Origin of the sequence: Pseudolactococcus plantarum, assembly GCF_002441715.1 — a bacterium.
Taxonomy (GTDB): Bacteria; Bacillota; Bacilli; order Lactobacillales; family Streptococcaceae; genus Pseudolactococcus; species Pseudolactococcus plantarum.
Map to the genome: position 1 here is coordinate 1 of NZ_JXJX01000004.1, position 17399 is coordinate 17399.

The 17399-nt window shown below is 35.4% G+C and carries 19 protein-coding genes; 3 read left to right on the forward strand and 16 right to left on the reverse strand.

The window, feature by feature from the left end; all coding sequences use genetic code 11:
* Positions 1 to 282 precede the first annotated feature (282 nt).
* Positions 283 to 717, reverse strand: coding sequence for a GNAT family N-acetyltransferase (locus tag RU87_RS02880; protein WP_068160615.1), 435 nt, complete (start codon positions 715 to 717; stop codon positions 283 to 285).
* A gap of 219 nt (positions 718 to 936) precedes the next feature.
* On the opposite strand from RU87_RS02880, the gene RU87_RS02885 reads away from it, so the two are divergent.
* Complete coding sequence (locus tag RU87_RS02885; protein WP_068160618.1) at positions 937 to 1647, forward strand: GNAT family N-acetyltransferase; 711 nt, start codon at positions 937 to 939, stop codon at positions 1645 to 1647.
* A gap of 150 nt (positions 1648 to 1797) precedes the next feature.
* On the opposite strand, the gene RU87_RS02890 is transcribed toward RU87_RS02885, so the two are convergent.
* Positions 1798 to 2226: a universal stress protein gene (locus RU87_RS02890; RefSeq protein ID WP_068160621.1), complete on the reverse strand. Its 429-nt coding sequence runs from the start codon at positions 2224 to 2226 to the stop codon at positions 1798 to 1800.
* Between the two features lie 176 nt (positions 2227 to 2402).
* On the opposite strand from RU87_RS02890, the gene RU87_RS02895 reads away from it, so the two are divergent.
* The gene (locus RU87_RS02895; RefSeq protein ID WP_167373823.1) at positions 2403 to 2558 is read left to right on the forward strand and encodes a hypothetical protein; all 156 of its coding nucleotides are present in this window, start codon (positions 2403 to 2405) and stop codon (positions 2556 to 2558) included.
* A 177-nt stretch (positions 2559 to 2735) separates the two neighbouring features.
* Here the strand turns inward: RU87_RS02895 and RU87_RS02900 are convergent, their stop codons facing one another.
* The 14 genes from RU87_RS02900 to RU87_RS02965 all read right to left on the reverse strand — a co-directional run bounded on the left by RU87_RS02900 (position 2736) and on the right by RU87_RS02965 (position 17136).
* Positions 2736 to 3410 carry an ABC transporter ATP-binding protein gene (locus tag RU87_RS02900; protein WP_068160625.1) on the reverse strand — a complete coding sequence of 225 codons (675 nt, stop codon included), beginning with the start codon at positions 3408 to 3410 and terminating at the stop codon, positions 2736 to 2738.
* Between the two features lie 12 nt (positions 3411 to 3422).
* Positions 3423 to 4490, reverse strand: coding sequence for an ABC transporter permease (locus RU87_RS02905; protein WP_068160629.1), 1068 nt, complete (start codon positions 4488 to 4490; stop codon positions 3423 to 3425).
* Positions 4491 to 4757: 267 nt separating this feature from the next.
* Complete coding sequence (gene yidD, locus RU87_RS02910; protein WP_068161042.1) at positions 4758 to 5030, reverse strand: membrane protein insertion efficiency factor YidD; 273 nt, start codon at positions 5028 to 5030, stop codon at positions 4758 to 4760.
* Between the two features lie 58 nt (positions 5031 to 5088).
* Complete coding sequence (locus RU87_RS02915; RefSeq protein ID WP_082782138.1) at positions 5089 to 6291, reverse strand: sensor histidine kinase; 1203 nt, start codon at positions 6289 to 6291, stop codon at positions 5089 to 5091.
* Positions 6292 to 6451: 160 nt separating this feature from the next.
* The gene (locus tag RU87_RS02920) at positions 6452 to 7123 is read right to left on the reverse strand and encodes a response regulator transcription factor (protein ID WP_068160631.1); all 672 of its coding nucleotides are present in this window, start codon (positions 7121 to 7123) and stop codon (positions 6452 to 6454) included.
* A 179-nt stretch (positions 7124 to 7302) separates the two neighbouring features.
* Positions 7303 to 8913 carry a glycoside hydrolase family 13 protein gene (locus tag RU87_RS02925; RefSeq protein ID WP_068160632.1) on the reverse strand — a complete coding sequence of 537 codons (1611 nt, stop codon included), beginning with the start codon at positions 8911 to 8913 and terminating at the stop codon, positions 7303 to 7305.
* 77 nt (positions 8914 to 8990) lie between these two features.
* Positions 8991 to 9608 (reverse strand): DUF624 domain-containing protein, encoded by a 618-nt coding sequence (locus tag RU87_RS02930; protein ID WP_068160633.1) that lies wholly within the window; start codon positions 9606 to 9608, stop codon positions 8991 to 8993.
* Between the two features lie 35 nt (positions 9609 to 9643).
* Positions 9644 to 10525 (reverse strand): carbohydrate ABC transporter permease, encoded by an 882-nt coding sequence (locus tag RU87_RS02935; protein WP_068160635.1) that lies wholly within the window; start codon positions 10523 to 10525, stop codon positions 9644 to 9646.
* A 14-nt stretch (positions 10526 to 10539) separates the two neighbouring features.
* The gene (locus RU87_RS02940) at positions 10540 to 11475 is read right to left on the reverse strand and encodes an ABC transporter permease (RefSeq protein WP_068161050.1); all 936 of its coding nucleotides are present in this window, start codon (positions 11473 to 11475) and stop codon (positions 10540 to 10542) included.
* A 46-nt stretch (positions 11476 to 11521) separates the two neighbouring features.
* Complete coding sequence (locus tag RU87_RS02945) at positions 11522 to 13189, reverse strand: type 2 periplasmic-binding domain-containing protein (protein ID WP_068160637.1); 1668 nt, start codon at positions 13187 to 13189, stop codon at positions 11522 to 11524.
* 243 nt (positions 13190 to 13432) lie between these two features.
* Positions 13433 to 14467, reverse strand: a complete 1035-nt coding sequence (locus tag RU87_RS02950) for a LacI family DNA-binding transcriptional regulator (protein WP_068160641.1) — start codon at positions 14465 to 14467, stop codon at positions 13433 to 13435.
* A gap of 183 nt (positions 14468 to 14650) precedes the next feature.
* Entirely contained in the window at positions 14651 to 15934 is a 1284-nt protein-coding gene (locus tag RU87_RS02955; RefSeq protein WP_068160643.1) for an LCP family protein, read from the reverse strand.
* A 51-nt stretch (positions 15935 to 15985) separates the two neighbouring features.
* Entirely contained in the window at positions 15986 to 16654 is a 669-nt protein-coding gene (cmk, locus tag RU87_RS02960; protein ID WP_068160654.1) for a (d)CMP kinase, read from the reverse strand.
* Complete coding sequence (locus RU87_RS02965; protein WP_068160658.1) at positions 16651 to 17136, reverse strand: SAG1386/EF1546 family surface-associated protein; 486 nt, start codon at positions 17134 to 17136, stop codon at positions 16651 to 16653. The genes cmk and RU87_RS02965 overlap by 4 nt, the downstream gene beginning before the upstream one ends.
* Positions 17137 to 17164: 28 nt before the next feature.
* Between RU87_RS02965 and RU87_RS02970 the strand changes: the two genes are divergently transcribed.
* Positions 17165 to 17359, forward strand: a complete 195-nt coding sequence (locus RU87_RS02970) for a ferredoxin (protein ID WP_082782139.1) — start codon at positions 17165 to 17167, stop codon at positions 17357 to 17359.
* Positions 17360 to 17399 lie beyond the last annotated feature (40 nt).

Below are 17399 nucleotides of genomic sequence, written 5' to 3' on the forward strand. Positions count from 1 at the left end.
GCCTATTATTTTTTTATGCTTTAGTTTAGTCATTAGTCTCTTTTCTAATATTTCCATAATTCTCATCTAGCCTACAGTATAACATATGGTTTTTAATTTTACAATAAAATTAAATTATATATGGTGCTAGTATTTACTCATATATCTGACTAGACTCATATTGACATGATGAATTGCTATAATCTTTATCTGCCACAGGTTCTGTTTAAAGTGCATGACAAAAAATAGTGCTAATAAAAAAACCTGCTATTCGTTAAAATAGAAGGTCTGTTAATGATAAAGTTATTTTTTGACCCATGTCATCACGAGTTCTGTTTCATTAGTTTTCTCGTCTAGTTGTGTCGTTAAAATTGCGAAGTCTTGTGACTGATAAAACGTAACTGCCTGAGTATTTTTGACAAAGACTTGTAATTGGAGATCATCTTTTTCTTTTTTCGCTTCAGCTAACAACTGTCGACCTATCCCTAATCCTCTATAGGCTTTATCCACAAATAGACCAGCTATATAGTTATCGATTAAACCGATAAATCCCAAAATCTCATCTTCTGTTTCATAGACATATATCTCAGCATTTGGCAATGCTGCTCTCACTTCTACTTCATGGCTTTTCCAGTAATCTTGGCCTATAAACTCATGTGCATCAGAGTTACTGTTTAACCAGATAACCATGAGTCTATCTAATTGCGTATGAGTCATCTGACTTATCTTTTTTATCATCTTACGTCATCTCTTTATCATTCTCATTTAGTTACGTCATCTCTTCATATGATCAGTCATCAACTGACTATGTTTGATAGCGAGTCATATTGCTTCATTATAACATAGTGAGATCACATCAACGTGCAACTTTATTTTGCTATTCATTTACAAGTAAGAAAATGCATGGTAGTATTATTTAAGTAGCATTAGCATAAAATGAGAATAGAGGTAGGAATCATGCTAAATCAATATCAACAACCTATAGGCGATCACTTAGTCGACTATCATGCTGGTGAGTTACCTGAAATTGACCAATTAATCGGAACTTATGCTAGGGTTGAAAAACTATCACTAGCTAAACATGGAGAAGATTTATATGCGGTCTTGGGACCAGAAGCTAATGACAAAGATTTTACTTATCTACCGATTAACCCTTTCCAGAACTTTAGCGACTATACCGCCTATATCAAAACTTTAGAAACTTCAAACGATCCTTATTATCTAGCCATTATGGATAAAGAAACTGGAAAGGCATTAGGGTTGTTTGCTTTACTAAATATCGACACTGCTAATAGAGCGTTAGAAATGGGATGGGTTATCTATTCTGATAAACTCAAACAGCATCGTATCGCAACTGAAGCACAATTTTTGGTGATGCAATATAGTTTTGAGCACTTAGCTTACAGAAGATACCAATGGAAATGTGATCGTTTCAATCAACCCTCTTATCATGCAGCAATCAGGTTAGGCTTTACTTATGAAGGGTGTCTTAGAAATGCTGTCGTCTATAAAAACAGGTCTAGAGATAGTCAGTTCTTTTCTATTATAGATCAAGAATGGCCGGCAATAAAAGCTATGTTCCAAAAATGGTTACACCCTAGCAATTTTGATGCACAAGCACAACAATTAGCTAGTTTGAACTCATTTAAAACGATAAAAGATGCCTGATTTAAGGAACTTTACCATCTCCTAAGCTACTGTAGTACTTAAGTAACAAGTAACTCTAGATGAGGTCAAAAAAATCCCTAACGCTATAAAACGTTGGGGATTTTTCATAATTAGTAACAAACGATTGTCACTTTTTTAAACTATCTACTTTTATTTAATAACCATCACATTACATGGTGCGTGATTCACCACGTATTGTGTTGTTGAGCCGATAAAGAGTTTATCGATCATGCCTGTACCAGTCGAGCCGATAACGATTAAATCAATCCCATTATCTGCTGCGTACTGGACAATTTTACGTTTAGCATTATTATCATAAAGATCTGTTGCATCAAGTTCAACTTGTCCATTCACTAGTTCTTTCACTTTTGCAAGGATATCACTACCCATCTTGTCTAGTTCAGTTGTGCCAACTACCGACATATCTAGCGTATCATAATAACGATTTGTCTCTTTCACAGTTAATACCCATAACTTACCATCGTTTCTTTTAACGATTTCGATTGCTTCTTGAACTGCATGATAAGCTTGATCTGATCCATCTACTGCGACTAGTACATTTTTGTATTGTTCTCTCATTATGATACCTCACCTTCTAATACTATTATAATCCTATCTAGAGAAAAATGAAAATGATAACCTATCTAATTTTAAAACTTGACCTTTTGTCTAGACTGTGATAGAATCAATATAGAATTTCGTTATCTTCGTTATAGTATCCTTTCGTCGAGATTTAAGAAAGGGGAATGTAAACGATGACATTCACATATACAAACGAAGACTTTAAATATAGCGTATCTCTGGATACTGTACAAGACAGATTTCAGGCTTATTTAAGTGAAGATAATACCATTTTTGCTTCAGGCGTAACACTTGAAGAAGCAATAGCTAATTTAAAATCAATTATCTAAAAAGGAAAAATCATAATGGCACTTTATCCGCCTTTATCATAGCACTTACTTGTCAAAACAGTAAGTGCCTTTTTTATACCTTTAACACAAAACAAAAAATGATAAGCCGATGCTTATCATTTTTTTTCATTTATATGGCTAAACACTATCTACCACATCTGATACAAACACCTAATCCTAATCAACCTGCTTTTCAGTCAGTTGACCATCTTCCATCATATAGACTTTATCACAGTATTTCACCAGACGTAAATCATGTGTGACCATGATTGTCGCTTTATTTTTTTCTTTTGTTTCTTTAGCTAATATTTTAACAACCTCGAAAGCTTTATCAGTATCAAGGCTCGCTGTTGGCTCGTCTGCTAAGATAATTGTCGGATCATTATATAAAGCACGCACAATCGCGACACGTTGTCTTTCCCCTCCTGATAATTCGTCAGGATATTTATTCACTAGTGTATCGACACCTAACTGTTCAAGGAGTTCAGTGCCTTTTTTAGACGCTTTACTTTTGGTAATTTTATCAACTAACTGTAGCTGTTTTTTAACTGTTAAAAATGGGACTAGGTTTGAAGCTTGTAAAATAAAACCTATCTCTTCAAATCGTAATTTAGCGCGCGCTTTCTCTTTTTTACCACTAAAACTCGTGCCATTAACCAGCACTTCTCCTTCTGAGGGACTTTGTAAGCCACCAGCGATGGTTAGTAGTGTACTTTTACCTGATCCAGATGGCCCGATAATCGCCACGAACTCACCTTTTTCGACAGAAAAGTTAGTTTCCTTCAATGCTTCTATTTTGTCATCACCATCTTTAAAATATTTAGTGACATTTTTTAGTTCAATTGCATTCATTATTTCTACCTCCTATCCTATTGCTTTCAAAGGATCAATTTTAACAATCGAGCGGACTGAGAATAATGCCCCTAAGATTGCCACTAAAATAATCAAAATCCCGATACCTGCTAGAAACATAGGATTATTTTGGAATGGGACAGCGTCTGGCAGCGCTAAAGAAGATAGTAAAGTCAAGATTAAACCAGCGATGACACCACCAGCAGAAAGCAGAATAGTTTGTGCGATAACAGATTTTGCGATATAGCTACTTGAGATGCCTTGTGCTTTCATAACACCAAAAATAGCTATTTTTTGCATCGTCAATACATAGATAAAAATACCAATGACAACCGCTGCAATCACCACAAGAAAGCCAATCATAAAGCTAAAAGTTAAAACTTGTGCATGATAGCCGGGTTGCACATTAATAAATTCTGGAATTGATAATTTCTTTAAACCAGCAGGCTTATCAGTCAGCTTACCTTTTGTCACAATCGCATTAACTGTTAGTGTTTGTTGACTGGCACTTTTACCATAACGAATCATTTTAAAGGTATTTAATGACGAATATAAAACAGGAGACACACTGAATTTTGCATTATCAGTAAAGCCAACGATAGTTAATTCCTGATCATTTGTCGCTAACTTAACTTTATCGCCAAGTTTATAGTGATAACGCGTTTTTAAACTATTATCAGCAACAACTTCCCCAGTTTTAGAAAATAGTTTACCTTCTGTGATATTAGGCTTTAAGAACTCATCTTTTTTAATCCCAAAGAAACTGACATTTTGTTTATCATCTGTTTTTTTGACATTTAGAATAATACCGGGTGTTTGGGCTAAGACCGCTTTATCTTTAGCATTAACTTGATTAATCGCATCAAGATCAATCATCGACATAGCAAGTGTATCATTTGCCTTATCAGATAATAAGATATCTGTTGCATCCCATTTATTAACAGCTAGTTGATATTGTTGAGCTAAGCCATAGGCAAGGCCTGATAAGAAAAATACTAAGTAGGCAATCAAAAATGTCACACCTATCACAAGTGCATACCTTAATTTTGAATGCCGAATTTCATTCAATGCTAAAAACATGTTTTATCCTCCTGAATAATTACTCATAAACTAGACTTATAATCGCTATTATAACGTTTTTTCACTAAATATTTTTTCAAATAATAAGAAAAAATATAAAAATAGCTAAACAAATTATAACAAAAAAATACAATTTTTATCGGTATAAAACTTATGATTTATTGGTCAAAAAAAATCCCTGTGCCAATCGCTCAGAGATCAATTAATCAAAATGTTTTCGTGTCTTAGATACCTTAATGAGTTACTGCCATTTATCGCAAAATAATCTTATCTATCCTCATGTTTAAGTTTTTCATTATAAGGATTAACAGGATTTCTTTTTAAAGAAAAATGATCTGGCACGTAGTCTATACCACCTTTAACGAATGGATTGCACCTTAAAATACGAGCAGTTCCCATCATCACACCAAGGACACCATGTTTTTGGATAGCTGTAATCATATAATTAGAACAAGTAGGATGATAGCGACAAGCACCAGGTAACAAAGGTGAAATCGCGATCTGATAGACTCTCACTGGTGCAATAAGTATCTGTTTCACAATTTTTTTAAACACCAGACACACTCCCTCTTTTTTACTTTTATCAAGTTTAGGTTACTCAAACTTTTAATTTGATTATGAATACCGTCCCCTGAGGTTGGTTATCTTGCACCTCTATCCTACCACCACAAGCATCAATAATTTGTTTGGCTAATGATAGCCCTAAACCAAACCCACCTTTTTGTCTAGTACGTGCTTTATCAACACGATAAAAGCGATCAAAAATCTTTCTCTTATCAGCATCAGCAATACCAAATCCTTCATCTAAGGTTTTGATGGTTAGCATCTGGCCTTGTTTATCAACTTGGATCTTAATCTTGCTATTTGGCTCTGAATATTTAATGGCATTATCAAACAAGATAGTCAATACCTGTCTTATCAGACTCTCATCTATTTTGATAGGCCCTTTAACAGTCACTGTACTTGAAAAATGCCGTTGTGAATTTTCAGCGAGTAACTCATAATTCTTAAAAATCTTTTCAAAATAGCTAGCATCTACTTCACTAAATTCTACCTTAAGTCCCCCGTCTCGTTTGGCTAAATTTAGTAAATTACTGGTCAGAATCCTCATATTACGCACTTCTGTCAAACTTTGTGAGATATTTTCGCTCTCATCTATTATCGTTGCTGTTGGTCGCTGAAATAGCAATTCTAATCTATTTTGTAAAATGGCCAAAGGTGTTCTCAACTCATGACTAGCATTTTCTACAAAATTTTTCTGTTTTTCATAGGCATCAATAATTGGTCTTTGATACCAGTTTGATAGATAGATACTGGCAAATAACGAGATCAGCCAAAAGCTAACCATGGTCGTGATGATAATCACCTGACTCCGTGAAAGACTTTCAGATAGTTGATTCACATTAACAAGTAAGCGAATATATCCAATATTTGTCTTGATATGTTTATCAAAATTAGCTTTCACAATTATTGTTCGATACAGTAGTGTTTCACCAGAATTAGCACGGATAGAAACCGTCTCAATTTTTGATATATTTTTAGTTGTAAATTTAAGATCAGCTGCTATGGTAGCAGATGGTATATCTGAACTAGGATTCAAAACAGTACCGTTCTTATCGTACAAAATAACAGTCTGATTGGGTGATACTTGTACTGTCTCTGATAAGCCACCATCTGGTGTGTCATTTTGTTGATATTGTATGGAACTATCAGTATTACCACGGTAAGCTAGACTGACAAGACTGATATGATCATTGGTTAACCGATCAATTTTTTCATCTGTAGTCTTATAGATACCCATTGTTAAAGTTTGCAAAATAATCAAGGTTAAGGTTGCAAATATGATCGTAAAGACAAGTCCAAAATAAAAAAAATGCTTTAGATTAAACCTAAAATAAACTCTAAGTTTAAGTTTGCATTGTTTTAGCCAATTTATCAGATTTTTCACCTACTATTAATCCTTATCTTAAAATATATCCCACATTCCTTAATGTAGACAAGTTATCAGCAAACTGACTTCCCTTTAATTTCTTACGTAATTTCGACATATAAACTTCTACTACTGTAATTGTCGTATCACTATCAAACCCCCAAATACGATCAAAAATTTGTTCCTTAGGTAGGATCACATTTCGGTTTTGTAAAAAATAAAGCAAAAGATCAAACTCTTTTCCCAGTATTTCAACAGGTTCTCCTGACAGTAACACAGCATTATTAGCTGTATTCACAACTAATGTATCATCATATTTTATCAACGATGTATCTTCAATTTTACCATATCGTTTCAATAATACTTGAATTCTAGCTTTCAATTCATCTAAATAAAATGGTTTTGTCAGATAATCGTCTGCACCAATATTAAAGCCATGAATTTTATCATCGATACTTTCTTTAGCTGTCATAATTAAAACGGGCGTTTTATTGCCCTTTTCTCTTAATTCTGAAAGCACTTCAAAGCCATTTTTTTCAGGTAACATGAGATCTAATAAAATAATATCATAGATATTCATCTCTGCCTCATATAAGCCTTCATCACCATCGAATACTTGGACAACATCCGCAAAATTCTCTAAAAAATCATAAACTGAATTAGATAGGGATAAATCATCTTCTACTAATAAAATTTTTATCATTGTCTCGTCTTCCTTTATATGAACTTAAACACGACCAACTGGTTTCTTGATTCTTATTTTACACTATTTTATAACAAAAGACTTAAGGTAACCATAAATAAAGTCGTTATACCTTAAAGCAGCGTGTAGCCATAATAGCTAATTTGGTAAAATAAAAACCGATTACTCGGTTTCTATAGTTATGAAACACCTACGACAAAGGCGTCCCAAGGTGCTAATTTGACATGAGTAAGCGTTTCTGGAAACGCAACATTTGCAATAATCTCACTTGATTTTACAAATTCTGAGCTAAATTCCTCATGTTCATCAGAAAAATTAACGACAACTAGATAGGTTTCCCCTGCATATTTTCTAAGGTATGCAAAGACATTTTCACTTGTCTCTAGTAACTCATAATCACCGTATACAATCCACTCATGTGCTTTGCGCAAGCTAATTAGTTTTTGATAGGTGTAAAAAATTGAATTTGGATCATCAAGCGCATCTGCCACATTAATAGCTTCATAATTATCGTTTACCGCTAACCAAGGTGTCCCTATTGTAAACCCTGCTGCATGGCTTGTATCCCATTGCATCGGTGTGCGTGCATTATCGCGACCAATCGCGCGAATACTTGCCATAATAGCTTCAGGTTTATAGCCCAGTGCTATCCGCTCTTGATACATATTTAGTGACTCAATATCTTTTATCTGATCAATTGTTTCAAACGGATAGTTTGTCATACCAATCTCTTCACCCTGATAAATGAAAGGCGTCCCACGCATCAAATGAAATAAAATCGCCATTGCTTTGGCACTTTGTACACGATATAGCGTATCATTCCCCCAAATCGATAAAGCACGTGGTAAATCATGATTATTCCAGAAAATTGAGTTCCATCCCTCTCCAACAGCTAAATCAAGCTGCCATTTTGAAATAACTGATTTAAACTTTGTTTTATCTAATGCGATAACATCCCACTTTGGATCTTCGGGTTTATGTGATAATCCGACATGTTCAAACTGAAATACCATAGATAGCTCTTGACGTTCTGGTGCGGAGTATAATTTAGCAATCTCAGGTGTTGCTCCCCACGTTTCCCCAACAGTCAGCAAGTCTTTATCACCAAAGGTTGCTTGATTCATTTCCCGAAGATACTCATGAAGTTTTGGCCCATTAGCTGTGATTTCTTGATCAGGTAGTTTACCGATCAAGTCAATCACATCCATCCGAAAGCCGCCAACACCTTTATCAATCCAGAAATTCATCATATCATAAATCGCATGACGTACTTTTTCATTTTCCCAATTCAAATCAGGTTGTTTTTTAGAAAACAAATGTAAGTAGTATTGGCCACTTGCTTCATCTAACTGCCAAGCTGATCCTGAAAAAGTTGACGTTAAGTCATTTGGTTGATCACGCCAAACATAGTACTCTCTATATGCGTTATCTTTAGATTTTTTAGCTTCCACAAACCAGGGATGTTCGTCTGAGGTATGATTCACAACCAAATCCATGATAATTTTGATACCGCGCTGATTTGCTTGAGCTAATAATTCATCCATAGCAGTCATATCACCAAAAACTTCAGCGATTGCTTCATAATCAGAGATATCATAGCCATTATCATCCATAGGACTAGCGTAGACAGGACTTAACCAAATTGCGTTGATGCCAAGTTTTGCTAAATAATCAAGTCGACTGGTAATCCCCTTAATATCACCTATCCCATCCCCATTACTATCTTGGTAGCTGCGTGGGTAGATTTGGTAAGCAACGACTGTTTGCCACCATTTTTTTTCAAATGTCATATTAATAATTCTCTCTTTCTAGGCTGAAAATAGGTGTATTCAAAGCGTTTTAACATGATTATCTCACAGTCAAACCGTTAATAGTGTTTATAGATTGACAATAGCAGCAAACTTCTGAGGTAGGTAGTTAACGAAAATCCGATAAAAGCTGAGATATAAATCGCAAATACCATTAAGAGTGGTGATAAACAGGCTACGACTACAGGAATCACTGCTATCATCAAGATCAAAAATGATAGGCGGCCATGTTTTAAAATGAGTAAACCAGTATTTTTAGTGGTTGTTAGCATATCATCGTCAAAACGTGCTATATAAGGATAGATAAATGTCATCCCAATGATACTGATGATGCCAGCTAGTCCTAGAGCAGCATAGACGAATCCTCTTAACAGTGGTGTGACAGTCCCTGCAAACAAATAGTTGAGTAAGATTAAGCCATTAATGACACCAAATATGAAATTGAAGTAAGTTGCCATTTTAAAATTACTTTTGAAAGATCTTAGGTAGTCTACAGCGACATTACCTTCTTTTCCTTCAATCATTTTCATAGTTGCACAAGCGAGTGCTGTATTTGCTGCACCAATCGTTAGTAGTGGTAAACAAGTGATCAAGTACAGGACATTTAATACTAAAAGCTGGAACAATTTTGTTCCTGTTTTATAAACGACACCATCGTAGGAAAACAGATTAGTCATAGCCTACTCCTTTCATTCGTAATTCGCTATTGGGTTTATTCTTTTACTGAGCCTACTACCATCCCTGTCACAAAATATTTTTGTAACAATGGATAAATCATCAATAGTGGGATAATCGCTACCATAATTTTTGCTGCGTTCAGATTTTTATCTGAAAGTTGAGCTAGATTGGCGATCTGTTCTGCTGACGCATTATTTTTAATAGCATCTGCGATATTAACATTTAAAGCTTGGATATATGTCATGAGTGGGTAATCTTTTGCTTTTGTAATATAGATCAAGCCTCCCATAAAATCATTCCATGTCCCTACGATTGAAAACAGAGATACTGTGGCAAGAGAGGGTAATGAAATCGGGATAAATACTTGAAATAAAACTTGTAAGGGTGTTGCCCCATCGATAATCGCCGCTTCTTCTAAGGCTTTTGGAATACCTCTGAAGAAATTCATCACTAAGATGACAGAGAAGATTGGCACAGCACCGGGTAAGATTAATGCCCATATGGTATTAAGTAAGCCTAATTGTTTAACAACCAAGTAAGTTGGGATCATTCCACCATTAAATAACATGGCAAAGATCATCAAATTCATATAAAGGGTACGGCCTCTAAAGACACGTTTACTTTTTGCTAAAGGATACGCCATTAGCACAATCAAGACTAAGTTTAAGGCCAGTGTCAACACTACCCGTAAAACTGAAATCCCAAATGATCTCCAAAATTGGCTATCTCCCATAATTTTTTCATATGCACCAAAAGTTAAATCTACAGGCAGTAAACCAACTTTATTTCCCGCTACTGCAGCCGAGCCAGATAGTGAAATCGCAACAATATTCCATAGTGGTAAGAGACATACCAAGCCAAGCGCAATTACGATAAGATAGATGATGACGATTCGCGCATTTAATTTTTCTTTCATGTTCTCCTCCTACTCTAAAACATTTTGCGGTCTGTAAAACGGCCCGCAATTTCATTAGCACCAATCATCAAGACTGCACCGATAAGTGCTTTAAATAGACCGACAGCTGTACCAAATGAATATTGACGTCCGATCAAGCCGACACGATATACATAGGTATCTAAGATATCACCAGACTCATAAACCATAGGTGAATAAAGATTGTAGACTTGATCAAACCCAGCATTTAAGATGTTAGGTAAATTCATGATGGCAAGTAACAAAATGATTGTCATCATGCCAGGTAGTGTGACATGCCAGACTTTTTTAAACCAAGTCGCACCATCTATAGAAGCGGCTTCATACAAACCAGGATCTATTGAGGTAATCGCTGCTAAATAGACAACTGAACTATACCCAAATTCTTTCCATACATCCGTTCCGATTAGTAAAGGTTGGAACAGTTTATTTGATCCTAGAAAATTCAAATTTTTAAGCCCGATAGCATTTAAAATTTGTGTAATAGAGCCATCTAGATTAAACATATTCAACACAACTGCAGATAATACAACCCATGACAGAAAATGGGGAAGATATACAATTGTCTGCACTGATTTTTTGAGGAACATGACTCTAATCTCATTAAGCAAGATGGCAAATACTATAGAGAGAAATGTTCCAATAATAATTTTACCAAGCGCTATAACGATTGTATTCCTAAACAATAGGCCAATATCTGGGAGTGAAAATAACCGTTGAAAATGCGTAAACCCAACCCATGCAGAGCCCATTAACCCTTTTGCAGGAATATAATTTTGAAACGCCATGATGATCCCAACCATAGGGACATAGGTAAAGATAATTAGAAATAAGATCCCAGGTATCATCATCAAATGAAATATCAACTGATTTTTGCGTTCTCGCGTAGATTTATCTCTTTTTTTTGGTGCTTGGCTAGTATTTATCTGCATATTCTTTTGTGTAGCCATTTTTCCTCCAATCTAATAATCAGACTAATTATTTCTTATCCACTTCTTTTTGCACTTCTTGTGTTACTGCAGTACCTCCTTGTTTATTCCATTGCGTCACAAATTTGTCAAAATCAGAAAGTGGTTTAGCACCTGTCACCATCTTCATGAATGTTTCTTCACGAAGTTTATCCATATCAGCACCTTTTTCTTCAAGTGTTTTTGTTGTACCAAAGTAAGGTGATTCGATTTCTGTAAGTAGACCCTCATTACGTACTTTAACTAATACGTCATTGACACCATAAATCCGTGATGTGTAAGTTGCCCAATCTGGTGCTTTAGCTGCTGCTGGATTTGCAAGATACCCTCTAAGTGTTTTGATGAGAATACGTGTATCTGGATATTTCACATCATTTTCAGATTTTTGACCATCAAGTACTGCTTTGGCATCTGATACAGTGTCTAAAAGTTCAGTTGATGGATTAATTTCAATATTGAATGGACGGGTTGACCCATCAACAGCTGTTTCACGATATTTTGCAATTTCAGGATAATCTTTTATCGTTTGCGCATCGTTACGTGTTTCATCATAAAGGAAGTTGATGATTTTCATAGCTAGTTCTGGTTTTTTGAATCCTTTACGCACAACAACAAAATTACCAGTAGGATTATTTTGAACGGTTTCGACCTTACCTTGTGCATTTTCTAATGCGTAGCCTTTAAAGCTAACCTCTTTATTTTTTTCTTTAGCTTGGAATAATTGCCAATCTGGAATATGCCATGGGCCAGAGACAATACCAGTTTCACCGTTAACCATCATTGCAGAGATATCATCCCATGTTCTTGTACCGAACTGTTTATCTAAGATTCCTTCTTTATACCAACTATTTAGTAATGATAATGTATCCTTAGTTTCTTTTGTCACCGTCCCATTCACAATTTTGCCATCAGATCCTTTAATCCAGAAACCTGGATGAGAGCCTAATGCATCTCCAATACCCATTGCTGAGTAGCCTGAGCTACCATAACTACCTGAAATGATAGATGGTGCAATCGCAAGCGCTGTATTTTTAGCTGTTCCACCAGGATTTTTGTCAGCAAATGCTTTAGCTAAATCATGTAATTCATTGATCGTAATGGCACCATTGCCATCCTGGTCAAGTTTAATGCCAAGTTTTTGTGCCCAATCATCACGAACCCAGAATAGTGATGGTCCTAAATCTCCCGCAGTGGCCGGCAGACCCATGATTTTTTTATCAAATGTGCCATCTTGAATTGGTCGATTTTTATAAGATTCATAAGCAGATTTGATATGACTACTTGCATCTTTATTATAGACAGATGTTAAATCTTCAATTAGGTCATTTTCGTACAATTCTTTCATCTCATCCCGAGAGACAACCATCATATCTGGCATATCACCTGATGCGATAGCAAGTGAAACTTGACGACTATATCCGGCCCCGTCAGCTGCTTGAAATTTATCTTTTAATTTGACATGGAACTTTTTATCAACAGCACGTGTGTACGCATTATTTTCATAGGTATCGCCTTTAGGTAACTTTGGATCAGCGGCTGTCTGACGACCTAATGTGATAATTGTTCGGCCATCTTTAGTTGTTGTAGCCTTCTCATCACTTTTACCACAAGCAGCGAGAGCGAGAACTGCAGCTCCCAACATCATGCCTGAAATCATTTTTGTCTTAAAATTTGCCATCTTGAATTTCTCCTTTTTCAAGTAAAATTTTAGTAATCATCAATAAACAATAGCTAGGTGTTTCGTAACACTAATTATCAAAAAATAAAAGAGATTAACTTAAGTACGTTGCGTTAAATGGATCAGCCATGTTAGGCTAACATCGCTATACTCAATTAGGTGTTCCGTAGCACTAAACTAATATTAGCATATCTCTTTTGTTATTGCAAGCGTTTTCATTAATTAATATATTAAATACCATTACTAGTTGTATTTAACACTGTCTCTTTCCAACAATTTTCCTTCAATCAGTATGTTATTCTCAAGTATTTCTTCTTGATTAATTTGTTTAAATAACAAGTTAATCGCCTGATCAGCTTTTAGATTTAAATCTTGAAAAATAGTTGTCAATTTTGGAAAAGATACTTGACTCAGAATATTACCATCGAACCCAACGACAGAAATATCATCTGGAATCCGAACACCTGCACTTTGAATGCGAGATAAAGCGTAGGATGCTAGTAAATCTGATGAAAAGAAAAGTGCAGATTTACCATTGAATTTTTGTTTGATAAACTGTACTAACCACTCATCAAACTCAGTCATAAAAACTGGTAAGCCGATGATAGCCGTCTCAATAGGTAAATGATGTTGTTTTAAGGCTGCTATTACACCGTCTCGCCTGATGGCATCTACACCTTGCCAACTGTTAACAGTCCCACGTGATAAAAATGCGATGTCGCTATGTCCAGCATCAATCAAAAATTCCGTCATTTTTTTTGCTTCAGCACGATCATCTAACCCTACATTTTTTATTTTACCTCTCATATCTGATGCTTGATCTTCAAATGCATCTAAAAATACAGCAGGCGTATTCAGATATTGATGCCAAGCAACCAATTCATTAGGTTGCACACCAGATAAAACAACACCTTCCATCTGCCATGATTGCATCACTCTTAAGCTCTCATCAAAAGATTTAGAACGGTGATAAATCAGATAATAGCCTCGTTGACGCACATAATATTCAATCGCCTGTGTTAATTCACCAATATAAGGATTAGAAAATTCTCTACTTTCTAAGCCAACATTATCTTGTATAATAAAACCAATAATACGTGAGCCATTATTAGCAAGGATACGACCTGCCATTTGTTCACTATAATTGAACTTTTCTAGTGCTGCTTGAATTTGTTTAAATTTTTCTTTTGAGACTTTATTAGTTCTACCATGGATGACATTAGATACTGTCGTTGGACTAGCACCAGTATATTTTGCGATTTCTTTTATGGATACCATATGCTTCACCTATCTAGTGCTAATAACAAACACTGTATTTTGTTTGACTCGTTTTCTAATATACGCTCTTTTTAACATTAATGCTAATTTTACCATTTTTTTATATTTCTTATCAAGGTTATTTGAGAAATTTTCAAGAAAAAAAAACTGATTTGAATATCAAATCAGTTTTTACATCTAGCTTTAACCCAATAAATCTTTTAATTTAGCATTATATTTATCAAAATCTATTAGTAAACCAGCACCGCCATATTGGTCCATTTGATCAGTCCAATCACCATTTTCAGGTACTGTATAACTTTCAATTCCCTTACTAGCATCAAAGAGAATCCTAGGTGCATGGGTCAGCATGAATAGATTGCTGACATCTGTAGAGGTTACACCTCTTATCGTGCCTAAGGCTGAGCTGCCTGTAAACAATGTTAACGGATTTTTAACACCAGACATAATTGCTTTCATGACTTGCTGTTGGCGCTTAGTTCGCCCGAAATCACCTTCATCATCTTTTCTGAACCGTGCATAATTCAGTAAGGTTCTACCATCCATTTTTTGAACACCAGTTTTAATCACTTGGACAGGGTCTTGCTTTTGGGGTGTCCAATTTAAATCGTCAGGTACTTTGACTGAATCAACTTTTTGCTGATCTATCGTTGAAAACTGAGCATCAATTTTCACACCAAATGGATATAGGGAGTCTATAACCGTCGCAAAACTATTAAAGTTGACTAAGGCATAATACTGAATATCAATATTAAAATTCTTTTTCAATACTTCTCGCATATATTCAGCACCTTGATTATGATCTTGCTCACCAATGTTATACGCAACGTTTATTTTAGTATCTGCACCATACTGACTAACACCTGGTTGGTATACCAAGGTATCACGCATAAAGCTGACCAATTTTATCTTATGGTCCTTACTGTTGATTTGCATGACCATGATCGAGTCACTTCGTGCATCACCAGTATTTTGAAAATCACGTTGGTCTGTCCCTAATATGAGAATGTTAGTTGCACCAGATGCAGCCTTTTGACCAGAAAATTTCTCAGTCTTCAAGCCCTCAGGCTTTTTACTCTTACCATGATGATAGCCATAGATGAAAAAGCCAATCATTAGAATAATCAACAACAATAAAAGACGTCGTATTTTTTTGAACAAACTTACTTTTTTGCGTTTCTTTTTTGTCTTAGGTTTCTTAGGTTGTTTAAAAGATTGTTGACTATTTAGTCCATCAGTCGCTTGATTATTATACTGATCGTAACTTTGGCCATCATGTCTTTGTGACTGAGCATAATAGTTATCTCGAGTTGTGTTTTGATAAGGCGTATGATTTTGCTGACTATTACGATCTTGTCGAACTAATCGCTGTCCTGTCAACCGGTTATACTCTTCTAATTCTGCATCATTTAAATATTTAAGATTTGCACGTAGATATTCTATTCTTAATTTTATTCGTGGGTCCATTTCTACATTTTAACAGAATTATTACAAAAAGTAAAAAAAAACTGGACAAAATCACAGTTCTTTAGCATAATTTTCAATTATTTCGACAACTTCTGAAATTCCTATGCCAGTAGTATCCAAAAGAATCGCATCATCTGCTTGTTTTAGTGGACTAACTTCGCGAGTTGAATCTTTACGATCTCTCTCAGAAATTTCAAATTTCAATAGGTCAAGGTCTGTTGTTATACCGCGTGATAAGTTCTCTTTGTATCGTCTATCTGCACGCTCATCAACTGATGCGACAAGAAAAATCTTTAGTTCTGCATCAGGTAACACAACAGTCCCAATATCTCGACCATCCATCACGATACCACCATGACTGGCAATATCACGTTGTACATCCACTAAGTAGGAACGGATTTCAGGAATAGCTGAAATCTTAGAGACTGCATTTGTTACATCATTTTGTCGAATGGCATGTGTTACATCTACTTCACCACAATATACCAATTGACCTTCTTTGGAACTGCCAAATGAGATCGGATTCTCTTTTAGCAAGTTAATAATTTTCGTACTATCTGTTCCTAAATTATTACATAGTGAAACATAAGTAGCCACACGATACATTGCACCAGTATCAAGATAGATGATACCAAAATCTTTAGCAATAATTTTAGCGACTGTTGATTTACCACTAGAGGCTGGTCCATCGATCGCAATTCTAATCTCTTTTAAATTCATTTTAATTTTATGACATCTCCCGGATTTGCATACCAACTTGATACAGTTTTACCGTTGGCTGCCGCAATGGTTTCTGCTGGAACACCAGTTCTCGCTGCTATAGAATAAATCCCTTCACCAGCTAAAACTGTCGTCGTATCTCCTTGGGCAGCAGAACTAGACGGTTGCGTTTCAGATGAAGATGAAGATGACGGTGGTGTACTAGATGAGCTAGCTACACTACTTGATGCTTGTGAGTCAGAAGCAGACGATTTACTGGTATAAAAGCTAGATGATATCTTTGTATTATCAACCAAGCGATTGTTCCAAATGATGATCGTCACAATACCGCCAATAATCACAACTAATAAAATCACTAAAAATGTCAAAAAGCTGGTTGATGCTTCATTTTTTTTATCTTTACGTTTTTTTGGTAGCTCTTCTCTTGATTCTTGCATGGCCCCATATATTTCGTTATTCCAGGGTTCGTTTTTTTTAGCCATGATGTCCTTTCTCTGTTATACTAATAGTATGATAATTGAAATTTTTCCCGAACGTTGTATCGCATGTGGTCTTTGTCGCACCTATAACGAAGCTTTCGACTATGATATAGATGGTTTAGTTTGCTTTAATAATGATGAGACACGCTTAACTATACCAGCAGATTCTAGCTTTATGCAAGCTGAGAAAGAATGCCCAACACATGCAATCAAAATTAGCACTTAATGCCTGCCTTCAAAGCAGGCATTTTTGACTTTAGTGCATT

Bases quoted from the DNA above. Each gene is read 5' to 3' on its own strand.
- RU87_RS02880 (WP_068160615.1), bottom strand. From the start codon at position 717: ATGATAAAAAAGATAAGTCAGATGACTCATACGCAATTAGATAGACTC.
- RU87_RS02885 (WP_068160618.1), top strand. From the start codon at position 937: ATGCTAAATCAATATCAACAACCTATAGGCGATCACTTAGTCGACTAT.
- RU87_RS02890 (WP_068160621.1), bottom strand. From the start codon at position 2,226: ATGAGAGAACAATACAAAAATGTACTAGTCGCAGTAGATGGATCAGAT.
- RU87_RS02895 (WP_167373823.1), top strand. From the start codon at position 2,403: ATGACATTCACATATACAAACGAAGACTTTAAATATAGCGTATCTCTG.
- RU87_RS02900 (WP_068160625.1), bottom strand. From the start codon at position 3,410: ATGAATGCAATTGAACTAAAAAATGTCACTAAATATTTTAAAGATGGT.
- RU87_RS02905 (WP_068160629.1), bottom strand. From the start codon at position 4,490: ATGTTTTTAGCATTGAATGAAATTCGGCATTCAAAATTAAGGTATGCA.
- RU87_RS02915 (WP_082782138.1), bottom strand. From the start codon at position 6,291: ATGGGTATCTATAAGACTACAGATGAAAAAATTGATCGGTTAACCAAT.
- RU87_RS02920 (WP_068160631.1), bottom strand. From the start codon at position 7,123: ATGATAAAAATTTTATTAGTAGAAGATGATTTATCCCTATCTAATTCA.
- RU87_RS02925 (WP_068160632.1), bottom strand. From the start codon at position 8,913: ATGACATTTGAAAAAAAATGGTGGCAAACAGTCGTTGCTTACCAAATC.
- RU87_RS02930 (WP_068160633.1), bottom strand. From the start codon at position 9,608: ATGACTAATCTGTTTTCCTACGATGGTGTCGTTTATAAAACAGGAACA.
- RU87_RS02935 (WP_068160635.1), bottom strand. From the start codon at position 10,525: ATGAAAGAAAAATTAAATGCGCGAATCGTCATCATCTATCTTATCGTA.
- RU87_RS02940 (WP_068161050.1), bottom strand. From the start codon at position 11,475: ATGCAGATAAATACTAGCCAAGCACCAAAAAAAAGAGATAAATCTACG.
- RU87_RS02945 (WP_068160637.1), bottom strand. From the start codon at position 13,189: ATGGCAAATTTTAAGACAAAAATGATTTCAGGCATGATGTTGGGAGCT.
- RU87_RS02950 (WP_068160641.1), bottom strand. From the start codon at position 14,467: ATGGTATCCATAAAAGAAATCGCAAAATATACTGGTGCTAGTCCAACG.
- RU87_RS02955 (WP_068160643.1), bottom strand. From the start codon at position 15,934: ATGGACCCACGAATAAAATTAAGAATAGAATATCTACGTGCAAATCTT.
- cmk (WP_068160654.1), bottom strand. From the start codon at position 16,654: ATGAATTTAAAAGAGATTAGAATTGCGATCGATGGACCAGCCTCTAGT.
- RU87_RS02965 (WP_068160658.1), bottom strand. From the start codon at position 17,136: ATGGCTAAAAAAAACGAACCCTGGAATAACGAAATATATGGGGCCATG.
- RU87_RS02970 (WP_082782139.1), top strand. From the start codon at position 17,165: ATGATAATTGAAATTTTTCCCGAACGTTGTATCGCATGTGGTCTTTGT.